Annotated in this window: 16 protein-coding genes and 1 other RNA gene; 10 read left to right on the forward strand and 7 right to left on the reverse strand. The window is 61.9% G+C overall.

All coding sequences use genetic code 11. The features are described 5' to 3' along the window. Positions 1-118: 118 nt before the first annotated feature. From HGP16_RS29065 to HGP16_RS29090, 6 genes are all read right to left on the reverse strand, one after another. Positions 119-517, reverse strand: coding sequence for a VOC family protein (locus HGP16_RS29065; protein ID WP_168843427.1), 399 nt, complete (start codon positions 515-517; stop codon positions 119-121). Between the two features lie 278 nt (positions 518-795). Then, a complete protein-coding gene (locus tag HGP16_RS29070; protein WP_168843428.1) occupies positions 796-1164 on the reverse strand; it encodes a VOC family protein in 369 nt (122 codons plus the stop codon). Between the two features lie 229 nt (positions 1165-1393). Continuing rightward, entirely contained in the window at positions 1394-1624 is a 231-nt protein-coding gene (locus HGP16_RS29075) for a hypothetical protein (protein WP_168843402.1), read from the reverse strand. 82 nt (positions 1625-1706) lie between these two features. Then, positions 1707-2393: a helix-turn-helix transcriptional regulator gene (locus HGP16_RS29080; RefSeq protein WP_168843429.1), complete on the reverse strand. Its 687-nt coding sequence runs from the start codon at positions 2391-2393 to the stop codon at positions 1707-1709. Positions 2394-2406: 13 nt separating this feature from the next. Continuing rightward, the gene (gene nudC, locus HGP16_RS29085) at positions 2407-3366 is read right to left on the reverse strand and encodes an NAD(+) diphosphatase (protein ID WP_168843430.1); all 960 of its coding nucleotides are present in this window, start codon (positions 3364-3366) and stop codon (positions 2407-2409) included. Further along, positions 3363-3773 carry an HIT family protein gene (locus HGP16_RS29090; RefSeq protein ID WP_168843431.1) on the reverse strand — a complete coding sequence of 137 codons (411 nt, stop codon included), beginning with the start codon at positions 3771-3773 and terminating at the stop codon, positions 3363-3365. Before HGP16_RS29090 ends, nudC begins: the two co-directional genes overlap by 4 nt. Before the next feature lie 90 nt (positions 3774-3863). Between HGP16_RS29090 and ffs the strand changes: the two genes are divergently transcribed. From ffs to HGP16_RS29105, 3 genes are all read left to right on the forward strand, one after another. Beyond that, positions 3864-3960, forward strand: an RNA gene (gene ffs / locus HGP16_RS29095) — signal recognition particle sRNA small type. 47 nt (positions 3961-4007) lie between these two features. Beyond that, entirely contained in the window at positions 4008-5894 is a 1887-nt protein-coding gene (locus tag HGP16_RS29100) for a DNA polymerase III subunit gamma/tau (protein WP_168843432.1), read from the forward strand. Positions 5895-6000: 106 nt separating this feature from the next. After that, a complete protein-coding gene (locus HGP16_RS29105) occupies positions 6001-6324 on the forward strand; it encodes a YbaB/EbfC family nucleoid-associated protein (protein ID WP_149635072.1) in 324 nt (107 codons plus the stop codon). 17 nt (positions 6325-6341) lie between these two features. On the opposite strand, the gene HGP16_RS29110 is transcribed toward HGP16_RS29105, so the two are convergent. After that, a complete protein-coding gene (locus HGP16_RS29110) occupies positions 6342-6818 on the reverse strand; it encodes an Lrp/AsnC family transcriptional regulator (RefSeq protein WP_168843433.1) in 477 nt (158 codons plus the stop codon). 113 nt (positions 6819-6931) lie between these two features. Between HGP16_RS29110 and HGP16_RS29115 the strand changes: the two genes are divergently transcribed. From HGP16_RS29115 to HGP16_RS29145, 7 genes are all read left to right on the forward strand, one after another. Next, the gene (locus HGP16_RS29115) at positions 6932-7468 is read left to right on the forward strand and encodes an RBBP9/YdeN family alpha/beta hydrolase (RefSeq protein WP_168843434.1); all 537 of its coding nucleotides are present in this window, start codon (positions 6932-6934) and stop codon (positions 7466-7468) included. Between the two features lie 148 nt (positions 7469-7616). Further along, positions 7617-8228, forward strand: a complete 612-nt coding sequence (locus HGP16_RS29120) for a LysE family translocator (protein WP_168843435.1) — start codon at positions 7617-7619, stop codon at positions 8226-8228. A 122-nt stretch (positions 8229-8350) separates the two neighbouring features. Further along, complete coding sequence (gene recR, locus HGP16_RS29125; RefSeq protein ID WP_168843436.1) at positions 8351-8956, forward strand: recombination mediator RecR; 606 nt, start codon at positions 8351-8353, stop codon at positions 8954-8956. A 238-nt stretch (positions 8957-9194) separates the two neighbouring features. After that, on the forward strand, positions 9195-10433 hold the full coding sequence (locus tag HGP16_RS29130; protein ID WP_246703601.1) for a lytic murein transglycosylase: 1239 nt from the start codon (positions 9195-9197) through the stop codon (positions 10431-10433). A 159-nt stretch (positions 10434-10592) separates the two neighbouring features. Further along, positions 10593-11198 (forward strand): ribosome maturation factor RimP, encoded by a 606-nt coding sequence (gene rimP / locus HGP16_RS29135; RefSeq protein WP_168843438.1) that lies wholly within the window; start codon positions 10593-10595, stop codon positions 11196-11198. Between the two features lie 62 nt (positions 11199-11260). Continuing rightward, positions 11261-12865, forward strand: a complete 1605-nt coding sequence (gene nusA / locus HGP16_RS29140; RefSeq protein ID WP_168843439.1) for a transcription termination factor NusA — start codon at positions 11261-11263, stop codon at positions 12863-12865. Continuing rightward, positions 12862-13554, forward strand: a complete 693-nt coding sequence (locus tag HGP16_RS29145; RefSeq protein ID WP_168843440.1) for an RNA-binding protein — start codon at positions 12862-12864, stop codon at positions 13552-13554. The genes nusA and HGP16_RS29145 overlap by 4 nt, the downstream gene beginning before the upstream one ends. Positions 13555-13582: the final 28 nt, after the last annotated feature.

Here is a 13582-nt window from a genome sequence, read left to right on the forward strand (position 1 = left end):
ACCATGCCCTGTGGCGAGGCACAAAAGATCAGTGCTCATGATGAGGTGCGGAGCTCGAAGAGCGAAGCCCCGAACCACGAGGGCGGGTGACGGTATCCTTGTGATTTCCAACCGCTGGCTATTCCGCAGCCTTGGTAACAACCTCGATACGATGCCCATCTGGATCGATGACGAAGGCGGCAAAATAATTCGGCCCGTAATGCGGTCGAAGACCTGGCGGCCCGTTGTCCGTGCCACCATGAGCCAATGCGGCCTGATGGAACAGGATGACGGCTTCCCGCTTTGGCGCGGCAAAGGCCAAATGAAAGCCCGAGCCAGGAGCTCGCGCTTCCTGTCCCCGCAATTTGATGGCGAACTTATCGCCCCCACCCGGCGGACCATATCCGATGGCCTGATCGGGATCGCCGGGGCTCAAATCCTCCCAGACCCTGATATAGCCGAGCGGCGCGAAAGCTGCATCGTAGAACGCAGCGGCTTTCTCGATATCCGAGACACCGAATGAAATATGATGCAGCAATCAATCCTCCCGTGACTCTATATCCATCGATCAGTGTCTTTTGCGAAGGCCATGAGTCAACGTGGACGATTGGCGTGACTGTTGGCAAACCACTTTGTTGAAACGATCTTCGGAGGTCGCCTCTAGCCCCTCATCCGGCCTTTCGGCCACCTTCTCCCCGCCTGCAGGGAGGAGGAGATAGACGCGCCTGCAGCCTACCTTCCATCATGGGGCTTGGCGAGGGCCTGAGGTCGTCCCTCTCCCCGCGTGCTGGGAGAGGGGCAAGCTGGACAGGGGATTCACTTATCCGGCTCACAAACGCGAAGGCGATGACCATCGGGATCGAGCACGACGAAAGTTGGGCCGAAATCCATGGTCGTCAATTCCTGCGCGATCGGCAGGCCGCGCGCCCTCCAATCCCTATAATGCTGTTCGACGGCGCCGGCGCCCTCGACCATGAAGCCCAATTCACCGCGATTGCCAATGGCGGAGGGCTGCGGCTCGACGGTGCTGCGGCGCCAGAGACCGAGACTGAGGCCGTTGTCGAGCGAGAAGGCCACGAAATTCGGTGACGCGAAGGCGGGTTCGCGGCCGAACAGGTCACGATAGAATGGCGTGCTTTCGCCGGGGTCCTTGACGTAGAAGATGATGAGATTCGGGCTAGTCATTTGGATATTCCTCTTGTTCGGATGGATATGAAGGCATGCGGATGCGATCCGGCAGGCGGTGCTGAGCCTGCCGGTAGAAGGGCAATGAGATTGCATCGGTAGTTGGGCTGGGAGTTAGAGCGGTTCAGCTTTTCATGGAATCTGTGAACTGCTGTATCTCTTAGTTGCCTCGCAATTCCGGACGGAAAACTGCTGCGCACTTTTTCTGGAATTGCTTCGGCGGATGCGTTCAGTGCATCCGGTCTTCCTCGCGGTAAGGGGCGCGGCCGTCCAGGAAGCCCAGGTCGCGCTTTACGGAATTCGGCGTTTCCTCGATGTCGAGGCGATCCCAGTGGCGGGTGAAGTAGCCAAGCGCAATCTGCGAGAGGCGAGCCGGCCACCCCGGCATTGAAGGGTCTTTACCTTCGTGCGCCTTGATGACACCACGATGCGCTTGCTGCGTGTAAACATTGCTTGCCATGATCGGTCCTCCTTCCTGCTTGGATGGTGCCCATCATAGTCGCGCCTACTGACAGTTTCTGGCAGTAGTGTGCGCTGGCGGATCAATCGTGGACGACGCCCTCACGGGCATGCCATTCCCGCGCAAGCGCGATGCGGCGGCGTGGATAGCGTGCCTCCAGCACCGCGAAATCGACGATGCGATCGGCGCGGAAATGGCGAAAATCCTGGCGCAGCTCGCACCAGGCCATGACGATGCGGGCATTGTCGAAATAGCCGAGCGCGAAGGGCCAGATGCGCCGGGTCGAGATGGCGCCATTCACGTCGCCATAGGTCAATTGCACCATGCGTTCCGTGCGGATCGCCTTGCGCATGAGGGAAAGATCGGCCTTGTCTTCCGTGATGCGGCGCGTGGCGACGACCACCGCCGCCTGGTCGATTGCCTCGCGCATTTCGGCGGGCAGCACGGCGGCGATCTTGGCGAGAGCGTCGGTGCCAGCGGCTGCCAGACGCGCATCGGTCGCGCGTGCCACCCATCTCGATCCCAGCACCAGCGCCTCGATCTCGTCCTGCGAAAACATCATCGGCGGTAGCATGAAGCCCGGCTTCAGCACATAGCCGATGCCGGGCTCGCCCTCGATCATGGCACCCTGCGCTTGCAGGCTGGCGATATCGCGGTAGAGCGTGCGTAGGCTGACGCAGGTCTCCTCCGCCAGAACGGCGCCGCTCACCGGCCGCCGGTAGCGCCGCAGTGTCTGCAACAGCGTCAGCAAGCGTTCCGAGCGGGCCATGATGGGACGGGACCTAGCGCTTCCATTCCACCCAATCGCGCATCAGGCGATGGGCAATGGCGCCCTTGGGTGGAGATGTGTTGCCAGATGCGGAGACGCGGTCGAGCATGGCACGCGTCTCTTCCGGGGTGAACCAGCGGCAATCCTCAAGCTCGGCTTCATCCATGTGGATGTCCGTCGACTTCGCCTCGGCATAGCAGCCGATCATCAGGGAATGCGGCATCGGCCAGGGCTGCGACGCATGATAGCGCACGCGGCCGATATGGATGCCGGATTCCTCGTGCGTCTCGCGGCGCACCGCATTTTCGATGGTTTCGCCCGGCTCGACGAAACCGGCGAGACACGAATACATGCCCGGCGCAAAATGATGGCTGCGGCCAAGCAGGCAGCGATTCCTTTCCTCGTCGATCGTTAGCATAATGACGACCGGATCGGTGCGCGGGAAGATCATATGTTCGCAGGCCGTGCAGACCCGCTTGTAGCCGCCAATACGGCTTTCCATCGCCGAGCCACAGCGGCCGCAGAAGCGATTGTCGCTATTCCAGCGGATGAGGCTCATACCCTGAGCGGCCTCACCGAGAATTTCGCCTTCCAGCAGTAGATCGCGCCAGAGCGCGCGCATATCCGCGGGCTTATACTGGCTGGCAAGTTCATCGGCGTTGACACGCACCGGCACCGCCAGCCTTGGCTCGCCGGTCTTACGATAGCCGAGCAGCACGGCGTCCTCCCAATTCGGATCAAGCTCCTGCAGCTCGTAGCGGGCAAACAGTGGGTCGAGCACCTGCCCGTCATGCTTCAGGACAAGCCGCTCCTGGGCAAAGGCCAGGATATGCGTGCCCTCCTTGGCAAGCGCATGCTTGATCGATTCCTCGTCACGATGCTCGGCATCCCGGTTGAGCTGGTTTTCCGCGAAGGCGGTGAGACTGCTGGCTTCCGGATGCGGCGCATCCGAGGAGAAGATGGAATGGCTCATTGTGAAAGGGTTTCCCGCAACTTGGCCATGAGGCTGTTCATGTCTTCGTCCGAATAGGGTTCCGCCTTGCCGTAGCCCCAGACGGGACCTGGCCAGTTGGCATCACCTTCGAACCGCGCAATCACATGAACATGCAGCTGACGGACGATATTTCCAAGTGCCCCGACATTGATTTTTGTCGCACCCGTCACTGTCTTCAGCGCGCTTGCGACCTTGTCGGTTTCGAAGGTCAGCAGGATCCGGTCGAGCGGCGTCAGCTCGAAAGCCTCCGATTTGCCTGGCCGGCGAGGGATCAGCACGAGCCAGGGCCAGCGGCGATCCTTCATCAGCCGCGCATCGCAAAGGCCTGTCATCGCGACGGAAACGCTGTCATTCGCCAGACGGTCGTCGAGCGTAAACTCCTTCAAGGGGCATCCTCCATTGTTTTATCAAGTGTTTAGCAGTTTTTTTTGACCTTGGCTTGCTTTTGATGGCGATATTGCCGATATGTGCATCCGGGAGGTTGGTGGTGGACGAGCCACTCGCCAACCGGGTCAGGTCCGGAAGGAAGCAGCCCTAACGAGCCCGGCACGGGTCATCGTGCCAGCCTCCCACCCTTTCCGAAAGCAAGACCCGGCTTTCACCGGGCAAAAAGCAGGGCGATGAGCGACAGCGAGCGACAAGCAAAAGATGCCGCCTCGACCGGCACCGGTTACCGGGTGCTGGCCCGCAAATACAGGCCCAAGGACTTCACGGATCTGATGGTCGGCCAGGAGCCGATGGTCCGCACGCTGACCAACGCGTTCGAGACCGGGCGCATCGCCCAGGCCTATATGCTGACCGGCGTGCGCGGCGTCGGCAAGACGACGACAGCCCGCATCCTGGCACGCGCCCTCAACTACAAGACCGCTGCGATCGATCGGCCCACCATCGACCTGCGCGAACCCGGCGAGCATTGCCAGGCGATCATGGAAGGCCGGCACGTCGACGTCATCGAGATGGACGCCGCCTCGCACACGGGTATCGACGATATCCGGGAGATCATCGAGCAGGTGCGCTACCGTCCGGTTTCGGCCCGCTACAAGGTCTATATCATCGACGAAGTGCATATGCTGTCGACGGCCGCCTTCAACGGGCTCTTGAAGACACTGGAAGAGCCGCCCGAGCATGTGAAGTTCATCTTCGCCACGACCGAAATCCGCAAGGTGCCGATCACGGTGCTGTCGCGCTGCCAGCGCTTCGACCTGCGCCGCATCAGCGCTTCCGATCTCGTCGGGCTGTTCACCACCATCGCCGGCAAGGAAGACATCGAGGCCGAGCCGGAGGCGCTCGCCATGATTGCCCGGGCCGCGGAAGGTTCGGCGCGTGACGGCCTGTCGCTGCTCGACCAGGCGATCGCCCACGGCAGTGGCTTCGTTGCCGCCGACGCCGTGCGCGCCATGCTTGGACTTGCCGACCGCGCCCGCATCGTCGATCTCTTCGGCCATATCGTCAAAGGCGACGTCGCTGCGGCACTTGCCGAATTCAACAGCCAGTACGAGGCCGGCGCCAATCCCGTCGTCGTCCTGACCGATCTTGCCGATTTCACCCATCTCGTGACCCGCCTCAAATATGTGCCCGATGCCGCAGACGATCCGTCGCTCAGCGAAATCGAGCGCACGAAAGCGACGGAATTCGCACAGGGCGTCGCCGTGACGGCGCTTTCGCGCATCTGGCAGATGCTTTTGAAGGGCATTACCGAGACGGAGAATGCCTCCCGCACCGCCGGCGCTGCCGAAATGGTGCTGATCCGCCTTGCGCACGCGGCCCATCTTCCCGCACCCGAAGATGCCGCGCGCAGACTTGCCGAATTTTCCGACGGCAATGGCGGCGCCCGTCCATCATCGTCCGCGCCGATCGGTAATGGCGGCAACGGCGGCGGAGCAGCTGTCTCCTATCAGGGCAACGCCATGGCGCGTGCCGTCGAAACGCCGGCGCCGCGACCGACGCCTTCCGCACCGGTCGCCATGCTGCGCGCCGTGCCGAACACGCAGCCGGATTCGCAACCCGTCGGCCGCATCGAGCCGAAGCCGGCCGAAGCGCCGAAGCCGCTGGTGCCGGTCAATTCGATGGCCGATATTGCCGAACTTGCCGGCCAGAAGCGCGATCCGAAGCTGAAAGCGCTGGTGCGCGCCTTCGTGCGCCCGGTCAGGCTGGAGCCGGGCCGGCTGGATGTCAGCCTGACACCGGGCGCTCCCGGCACGCTGCTGAACGAGCTTGCCGTCAAGCTCAAGGAATGGACCGGCATCCATTGGATCGTCAGCCTCAGCCGCGAGGAAGGTCAGCCGACGCTTGTCGAAGTGGAGGCGAATGCACAGAAGCAGCGGGTCGCCGATGCGCGGCAGGACCCAGATGTCGCGGCGATCCTGGCGCAATTTCCGGGCGCAAAAATCATCGACGTGCGGGTGCGGGCACCCGAGACGGACGACGAGGAGGAGGCTGCCGCCCCGCCGGCAGTCGCCGAATCCGTCGATGGCGATATCCTACCAGGCGACGATATAGAATTCTAAGGGTAAGATAGAGGGCAGCGGAACCGCTCGGCTCGACGACCGCGGCGGCCGGCGGCACATCTTAGCCGATGGGAAATAGAAGCATGCAGCAGAAGGACCAAAGACGATGCGCGACATCATGGGCATGATGGGCAAAGTGAAGGAAATGCAGGCCAAGATGGAGAAGATGCAGTCGGAGATCGCCGACATTCGCGTCGAAGGCAAGGCAGGCGGCGGCCTCGTCACAGTCACCGTCAACGGCAAGAGCCAGATGCTGGGCCTGAAGATCGATCCGTCGCTCTTCAAGGAAGACGATGTCGAAATCCTCGAGGACCTGATCGTCGCGGCCCACAAGGACGCACAGGAGAAGGCCGAGGCGCTGGCCGCCGAAAAGACCCGCGAACTGACCGCCGGCCTGCCGATCCCGCCCGGCTTCAAGCTGCCGTTCTGAGGCTGGCGCCTATCCGATCACCGGGCGGCCGCCTTGCGGATGAGATCGCGGCCGATCGCCTTTGCAGGTTCGTTTCGCAGCACCAGCGACGTCGTCACCGCGCCATGGCGGGCGATGGAATCGACGATGGTTTCAAGGTCTGATGGTGTCGGCACGAGAACCTTCAACAGAAAGCAATCCTCGCCCGTCAGCCTGAGAACCTCGATAATCTCGGGCATTTCCGAAAACTGTTTCAGATAGGGCCGGATATGCTCGTGCGTCGTCCGTAGACGGATGACCGCCATCATGCCGAGCCCGACGGCGGCGGGATCGATGACTGCGCGATAGCCGGCGATCACGCCGCGCTCTTCTAGCCGCTTTAGGCGCTCCGAAGCCGCCGGCTGCGAGAGGCCGACGCGGCGGCCAAGCTCCGACACCGAAATTCTTCCGTCCTGCTGCAGGATCTCGACGATCGACAGATCCGTCGGATCCAGCCCTCTTTCGATACTGTCCATCACTCACCTTCAATTCATCGGTTATGGCAAATTTTATCCGATGGATTGCAATGTCAATTGATGAAACGACATGTCAGCTTTTCGCCGTAGGTTACTATGGAGAAAAGATCGACATGACCGATATCATCATGCTTCCGGGGCTTGGCGGCTCGGGTGAAAGCCATTGGCAGACGTTATGGGAGCGGCAGGACCCAAGCATGCGCCGCTTCCAGCCATCGAGCTGGGACAAGCCGATACTCACGGACTGGATCGCCGCGCTCGAGCGGGAAATCTCCCGGTCGCAGACGCCGCCGATCCTGATCGCGCACAGCCTCGCCTGCCAGCTCATCGCCCATTGGGCACCCATGCGGAAGGCGGCGATCCTTGGCGCCTTGCTGGTCGCGGCTCCCGACCCCACAGGCGAAGTCTATCTTGCTGAAGCCGGCAGCTTCGCCAATCCGCCGCCGAAGCGGCTGCCCTTTCCATCTTTGCTGGTCGCCAGCACCGACGATCCCTTCTGCGCCCTCGACCATGCGCGCCACGGCGCCGAAATATGGGGCAGCGCGTTCGCCGATGTCGGGCCGCGCGGCCATATCAATGCGGCATCCAGACTAGGGGACTGGCCGGAAGGCAAGGCGATCTTCGAGCGCTTTCGCGCGCAGCTCGGCTAAACCCGGAACCCGGTTTCGGAACAGCCAGGCCGGAATGCTATCTCTGGACATCTTCGTCCAGATGTCGTCTTCTTCCGGATATCGTCCGGCCTGCCTGCTTGGAGCGCCGGATCGGGGCTGATCGGAAGGCCCTATTGGAGGAAATGCGATGAGCCTGTCGACGCTGCTTGTTTTTGCCGGTGCTTTGTTCATTGCGGCGGGATCGCCGGGGCCGAGCATTGCCGCGCTGGTGGCGCGCGTGCTGACGAAGGGCGCGCGCAATGTGCTGCCCTTCCTTTCCGGCATGTGGCTTGGCGAGGCGATCTGGTTGACCTTTGCGGTTGCCGGCCTTGCGACCATTGCCGAAACCTTCCACGTGGCCTTCGTGGCGATCAAATGGCTCGGCGTCGCCTATCTGCTCTATCTCGCTTGGAAGATGTGGTTTGCCGCCTCCGATACGACCGAAGAACAGCTGCCGGACGCGCAATCGCCCGCAAGGCTCTTCCTCGCCGGCTTCACGGTCACCATGGGCAATCCGAAGATCATGGTGTTCTACGTGGCGCTGCTGCCGTCGATCATCGACCTGCATGGCGTGACGATCGCCGGCTGGGCCGAGTTGGTGGCGACGATGTTTGCGGTGCTTGTCGTCATCGACCTTTCCTGGGCGATGCTGGCGGCCAAGGCTCGGGCCTTCCTCAAGAGCCGCCGCGCCGTGCGCATCGCCAATCGCGCCAGCGCCGGCACCATGGCGGGCGCGGCCGTGGCGATTGCCATGCGATGACCTGGCTCTACGGTGACCCGGCTCGACAATGATAGCTCGCTATGGGAAATGGCCGGAATTTTCATCGGCCAACCGCCCCTTCCGTGATTCCGTTCCGTGAGCTTATGAGCTAAAAGCCTCCCATGGCAAAGCGAGTCACCGGCCCCGAAATCGAAAAACTCATCCAGCTTCTGGCGAAGGTGCCGGGCCTCGGGCCGCGCTCGGCGCGGCGGGCGGCGCTGCATCTGATCAAGAAGAAGGACCAGTTGCTCGGGCCGCTGTCCCATGCCATGGGCGATGCCTATGACAAGGTGAAGATCTGCTCGCGTTGCGGCAACGTCGATACCGCCGATCCCTGCACCGTCTGCACCGACGAGCGGCGCGACCAATCCGTCATCATCGTCGTCGAGGATGTTTCCGATCTCTGGGCGCTGGAACGATCCGGCGCGATGAACACAGTCTATCATGTTCTCGGCGGCGTCCTGTCGCCGCTCGATGGCGTCGGTCCTGACGACCTCAATATTCGCGGCCTGACCGCGCGTGTCAGCGAAGGCGGCGTCCGCGAGATCATCATCGCCGTCAACGCCACGGTCGAGGGGCAAACCACAGCACACTATATAACGGACCAGCTCGCTGGACTGGAGATCAAGATCACCCGCCTTGCCCATGGTGTGCCGGTCGGTGGCGAGCTCGATTATCTCGACGAGGGCACGCTGGCGGCGGCACTGAGGGCGCGGACGGCGATTTGACGGAGACGGTAAAGGACCGAGTATGAGGAGAGTGCATACCCCCCTCTGTCACTTCGTGACATCTCCCCCACAAGGGAGATCGGTCGCTTGCAACACCGTTTCCTCTCAAACAGGCATTGAATCTGCTGAAGCCGAAGTAAATCAGCCCCATGGAAGGCGCGGCAGTCTCCCAACAATCTCCCCCCTTGTGGGGGAGATGTCCCGAAAGGGACAGAGGGGGGTAGCCGCGGCTCGACATATGCAAAGGCTGCTTTCTCTGCTTTGCATCATCCTGACCCTCTTCCCCTTCCCCGCATTCGCCGCCTCGAAGGCCGACGTCGAAGCGCAGTTCCAGGCCTGGATCCAGAAGGATCTCTGGCCGGAAGCGCGAAAGGCGGGGATTTCCGAAAAGACCTTCCAGGCCGCCTTTACCGGCGTGACGCTGAATTGGGATCTGCCGGATCTGGAGCCGCCGGGTTTCCCCAAGCCCAGGGAACAGGCGCAGAGCCAGGCCGAATTCTCCTCTCCCGCCCCCTACTTCAACGAGGCGCGGCTACAGAAGCTGACCGCGACAGGGCGGAGCCTTGCCACGCAATATGGGCCGGTGCTGCGGCGGATCGAGAAGACCTATGGCGTGTCGGGACCGATCCTGCTGGCCATCTGGGGCCGCGAAACCGGTTTTGGCATCGCCAAACTACCGAACTCGGCGATCCAGGTGCTGGCGACCAAGGCCTTCATGTCCACCCGCAAGGACATGTTCCGCACCGAGATCATCGCAGCACTGCGCATCCTCGAACATGGCGACGTCACGCCGGATCAGTTTAAGGGTTCGTGGGCGGGCGCCCTTGGCCAGCCGCAGTTCATGCCGACCAACTATCTGAAATATGCCGTTGATTTCGATGGCGACGGCCATCGCAATATCTGGACCTCGGTGCCTGATACGCTGGCATCGATAGCCAACTATCTGGTCCAGAAGGGCTGGCAGCGCGGTCGCGGCTGGGGCTACGAAGCCACGATCCCGCAGGCCGTCTCCTGCGCCCAGGAAGGTCCCGACCTCGCCAAGCCGATCTCGCATTGGGCTTCACTCGGGATTACGCGCGTTTCCGGCAAGCCATTTCCCTCGGACGAATTGCGGGCCAGCGGCATGATGCTGGTGCCGGCCGGTCGCGACGGGCCGGAATTCATCGTCACCCCGAATTTCTACGTCATCAAGGAATACAACAACTCCGACCTCTACGGCCTCTATATCGGCAATCTCGCCGACCGCATCGCCTATGGCAGCGGCGCCTTCCAGGAAAAATGGGGCGATGTCGGCAAGATGCTGCGTTCCGACGTCGCCAATATGCAGAAGGCTCTGGAGCACAAAGGCTATGATGTCGGCGGCACCGACGGCCTGCCCGGCTACAAGACGAGACGGTCGATCGGCCAGTGGCAGGAAAAGAGCGGCATGAAGCCCACCTGCTATCCCGACAGCTCGATGCTCGGCGTGCTGAAATAGCGGCACAGACAGCTTTCAACGCGGCTGCCTTGCAATTCCCCGGAAAGGGGCTTATATCAGCATCAAATTCTTGATCGTGTGATGAAGAGTGGGCCGCAAGGACCCGCTCTTTTTTATTAGCGCGATCTCCGAATGCAAGAACACTGCAGGAGTGAATGCTTGTCGGACGTGACAAACGCAGACAATACCAATGAACCCAGGCTGATCGTCGAAACCGGCCTTGACCAGCGCGTTGCCGCCATCATTGAGCCCGTCCTTGTGGGCATGGGCTTCCGCCTGGTGCGCGTGCGTCTCCTGAACCAGAATGGCCTGACGTTGCAGATCATGGCCGAGCGCAACGACGGCACGATGACCGTCGAGGACTGCGAAGAGGTCTCCACGGCCATTTCTCCGGTGCTGGATGTGGAAGATCCGATCGATAAGGCGTATCATCTCGAAGTGTCTTCGCCTGGAATCGACCGCCCGATGGTGCGGAAATCGGACTTTCAGCGCTGGATCGGCCACATCGTCAAGTGCGAAACGTCGATCCTCGTCGATAACCGCAAGCGTTTCCGCGGCAAGATCGCCGTCGTCAACGATGATGGCTTCACGATCGAACGCGACCAGGTCGCCTATGGCGAGGAGCCCAAGGTGACCATTCCGTTCAGCACGCTGGCCGAAGCCAAGCTGATCCTGACGGACGATCTTATCCGCGACGCACTGCGCGCCGACAAGCTTGCCAAAGCCGAGGCTGCGAACCAGAACGAAGCGGACGAAGAAGAATAACCGATCAACGAACCGCCTGACGGAACGGGAACCCAAGGGCAGGAAGACGGAGACTAAAGACAATGGCAGTCAGTGCGAACCGGCTAGAACTTCTGCAGATCGCAGATGCAGTGGCGCGCGAAAAGGTCATCGACCGCGAGATCGTGCTTGCCGCAATGGCGGACGCGATCCAGAAGGCCGCGCGTTCGCGTTACGGCACGGAATCAAACATCCGCGCCGACATCAACCCGAAAACGGGTGAGATTCGCCTGCAGCGCCTGCTCGAAGTGGTCGAGAAGGCCGAAGACTATTCCACGCAGATCCCGCTGGAACTGGCCCGCGACCGCAACCCGGACGCAGCCCTCGGCGATTTCATCGCCGATCCGCTGCCGCCGATGGATTTCGGCCGCATCGCCGCCCAGTCGGCCAAGCAGGTCATCGTGCAGAAGGTGCGCGAGGCCGAGCGTGACCGCCAGTTCGACGAATTCAAGGATCGCGTCGGCGAAATCGTCAACGGCACGGTCAAGCGCGTCGAATACGGCAACGTCATCGTCGATCTCGGCCGCGGCGAAGGCATTATCCGCCGCGACGAGATGATCCCGCGCGAGAACTTCCGCTATGGCGACCGCGTTCGCGCCTACGTCTACGACGTGCGCCGCGAACAGCGCGGCCCGCAGATCTTCCTGTCACGCACGCATCCGCAATTCATGGTCAAGCTCTTCACCATGGAAGTGCCTGAAATCTACGACGGCATCATCCAGGTGAAATCGGTTGCCCGCGATCCGGGCTCGCGCGCCAAGATCGCCGTTATTTCGAACGACTCGTCGATCGATCCGGTCGGCGCCTGCGTCGGTATGCGCGGTTCGCGCGTTCAGGCCGTCGTCGGCGAACTGCAGGGCGAAAAGATCGACATCATTCCCTGGTCCAACGAGCCGGCGAACTTCGTGGTCAACGCGCTGCAGCCGGCCGAAGTCGCCAAGGTCGTTCTCGACGAGGATGCCGAACGAATCGAAGTCGTGGTTCCGGACGAACAGCTGTCGCTCGCCATCGGCCGCCGCGGCCAGAATGTCCGTCTCGCCTCGCAGCTGACGGGCTGGGATATCGACATCATGACGGAAGCCGAGGAATCGGAACGCCGTCAGAAGGAATTCAACGAGCGCACCAACCTGTTCATGGACGCGCTCGACGTGGACGAAATGGTCGGCCAGGTTCTGGCCTCGGAAGGCTTTGCCGCCGTTGAGGAACTTGCTTACGTCGATCTCGACGAAATCTCCTCGATCGACGGTTTCGACGAAGACACCGCCCAGGAAATCCAGACTCGCGCCCGCGAATATCTCGAGAAGCTCGAGGCTGAGATGGACGAGAAGCGTAAGGCGCTCGGCGTCTCCGACGAACTGCGTGAGATCAACGGCATGACTGCGCAGATGATGGTCGCCCTCGGTGAGGACGCCATCAAGACGATCGAGGACTTCGCCGGCTGCGCCGCCGACGATCTCGTCGGCTGGAGCGAGCGCAAGAACGGCGAAACGAAGAAGTTCGAGGGCCTGTTCTCCAAGCTTGAGGTCTCGCGAGTCGAGGCCGAACAGATGATCGTGCAGGCCCGCCTGCTGGCCGGCTGGATCACAGAAGCCGATCTTGCCGCTGAGACCGAAGAGGTCGCGGAGGATGAGACCGAGCAACAAGCATGACGATCACCCAGGGGCCTAGCGCACCGGCCGAGGACAATAATCTCGGCGGTGACGACGCAAACGGCCGCATGTGCATCGTAACACGCGAAAGCGGATCGCCCGATGAGTTGATCCGCTTCGTCGCCGCTCCCGACGGGACCGTTGTTCCCGACCTGAAGCGGCAACTGCCGGGACGCGGCTGCTGGGTCAAGGTCGACCGGGCGTTGGTGGACAAGGCAGTGGCAAAGAAACTGTTTTCCCGCGCCTTGAAGGCGGAGGTGACGGCACCGGCCGATCTGGGTGCCATCGTCGACCGCCTTCTCCTGGCGCAATTGGCCGGGATGATGCACATGGCGCGCAAGGCGGGCCGGTTCGTCAGCGGTTCATCAAAGGTTGATGGCGCTGTTCGCAACGGCTCGGCAATTGCCGTGTTTCATGCGATCGCCGCCGCCGCCGATGGCGTCCGCAAGATCGACCAGGCGCGAAAGGCCTGGCATCTCGGTATGGAAACCGAAAAGGAAATACCCTCCTTCCGTGTCTTCACGGAGGCGGAAATGGAAGAACTGATGGGCCAGAATGCTTTTATCCATGCCGCAGCGCTTGCAGGGCAGGCCGGTGAAGGTGTAGTGAAGCGCGCAAACCTGCTCGAACAGTACCGCAACGGCGGTCAGTCCCGGGCAACGGGTGGCGCTGGCCGGCGAAAACAATGACGCGGTCACCGGCCTACGCCGGACGCCT

Source organism: Rhizobium sp. P40RR-XXII, assembly GCF_012641405.1.
GTDB lineage: Bacteria > Pseudomonadota > Alphaproteobacteria > Rhizobiales > Rhizobiaceae > Rhizobium.

What these genes read in the sequence shown, in the direction of transcription:
- HGP16_RS29115 (WP_168843434.1), top strand. Translation starts at nt 6,932, where the DNA reads ATGACCGATATCATCATGCTTCCGGGGCTTGGCGGCTCGGGTGAAAGC.
- HGP16_RS29105 (WP_149635072.1), top strand. Translation starts at nt 6,001, where the DNA reads ATGCGCGACATCATGGGCATGATGGGCAAAGTGAAGGAAATGCAGGCC.
- HGP16_RS29075 (WP_168843402.1), bottom strand. Translation starts at nt 1,624, where the DNA reads ATGGCAAGCAATGTTTACACGCAGCAAGCGCATCGTGGTGTCATCAAG.
- recR (WP_168843436.1), top strand. Translation starts at nt 8,351, where the DNA reads ATGGCAAAGCGAGTCACCGGCCCCGAAATCGAAAAACTCATCCAGCTT.
- nudC (WP_168843430.1), bottom strand. Translation starts at nt 3,366, where the DNA reads ATGAGCCATTCCATCTTCTCCTCGGATGCGCCGCATCCGGAAGCCAGC.
- HGP16_RS29120 (WP_168843435.1), top strand. Translation starts at nt 7,617, where the DNA reads ATGAGCCTGTCGACGCTGCTTGTTTTTGCCGGTGCTTTGTTCATTGCG.
- HGP16_RS29110 (WP_168843433.1), bottom strand. Translation starts at nt 6,818, where the DNA reads ATGGACAGTATCGAAAGAGGGCTGGATCCGACGGATCTGTCGATCGTC.
- HGP16_RS29100 (WP_168843432.1), top strand. Translation starts at nt 4,008, where the DNA reads ATGAGCGACAGCGAGCGACAAGCAAAAGATGCCGCCTCGACCGGCACC.
- HGP16_RS29130 (WP_246703601.1), top strand. Translation starts at nt 9,195, where the DNA reads ATGCAAAGGCTGCTTTCTCTGCTTTGCATCATCCTGACCCTCTTCCCC.
- HGP16_RS29070 (WP_168843428.1), bottom strand. Translation starts at nt 1,164, where the DNA reads ATGACTAGCCCGAATCTCATCATCTTCTACGTCAAGGACCCCGGCGAA.
- nusA (WP_168843439.1), top strand. Translation starts at nt 11,261, where the DNA reads ATGGCAGTCAGTGCGAACCGGCTAGAACTTCTGCAGATCGCAGATGCA.
- HGP16_RS29080 (WP_168843429.1), bottom strand. Translation starts at nt 2,393, where the DNA reads ATGGCCCGCTCGGAACGCTTGCTGACGCTGTTGCAGACACTGCGGCGC.
- HGP16_RS29145 (WP_168843440.1), top strand. Translation starts at nt 12,862, where the DNA reads ATGACGATCACCCAGGGGCCTAGCGCACCGGCCGAGGACAATAATCTC.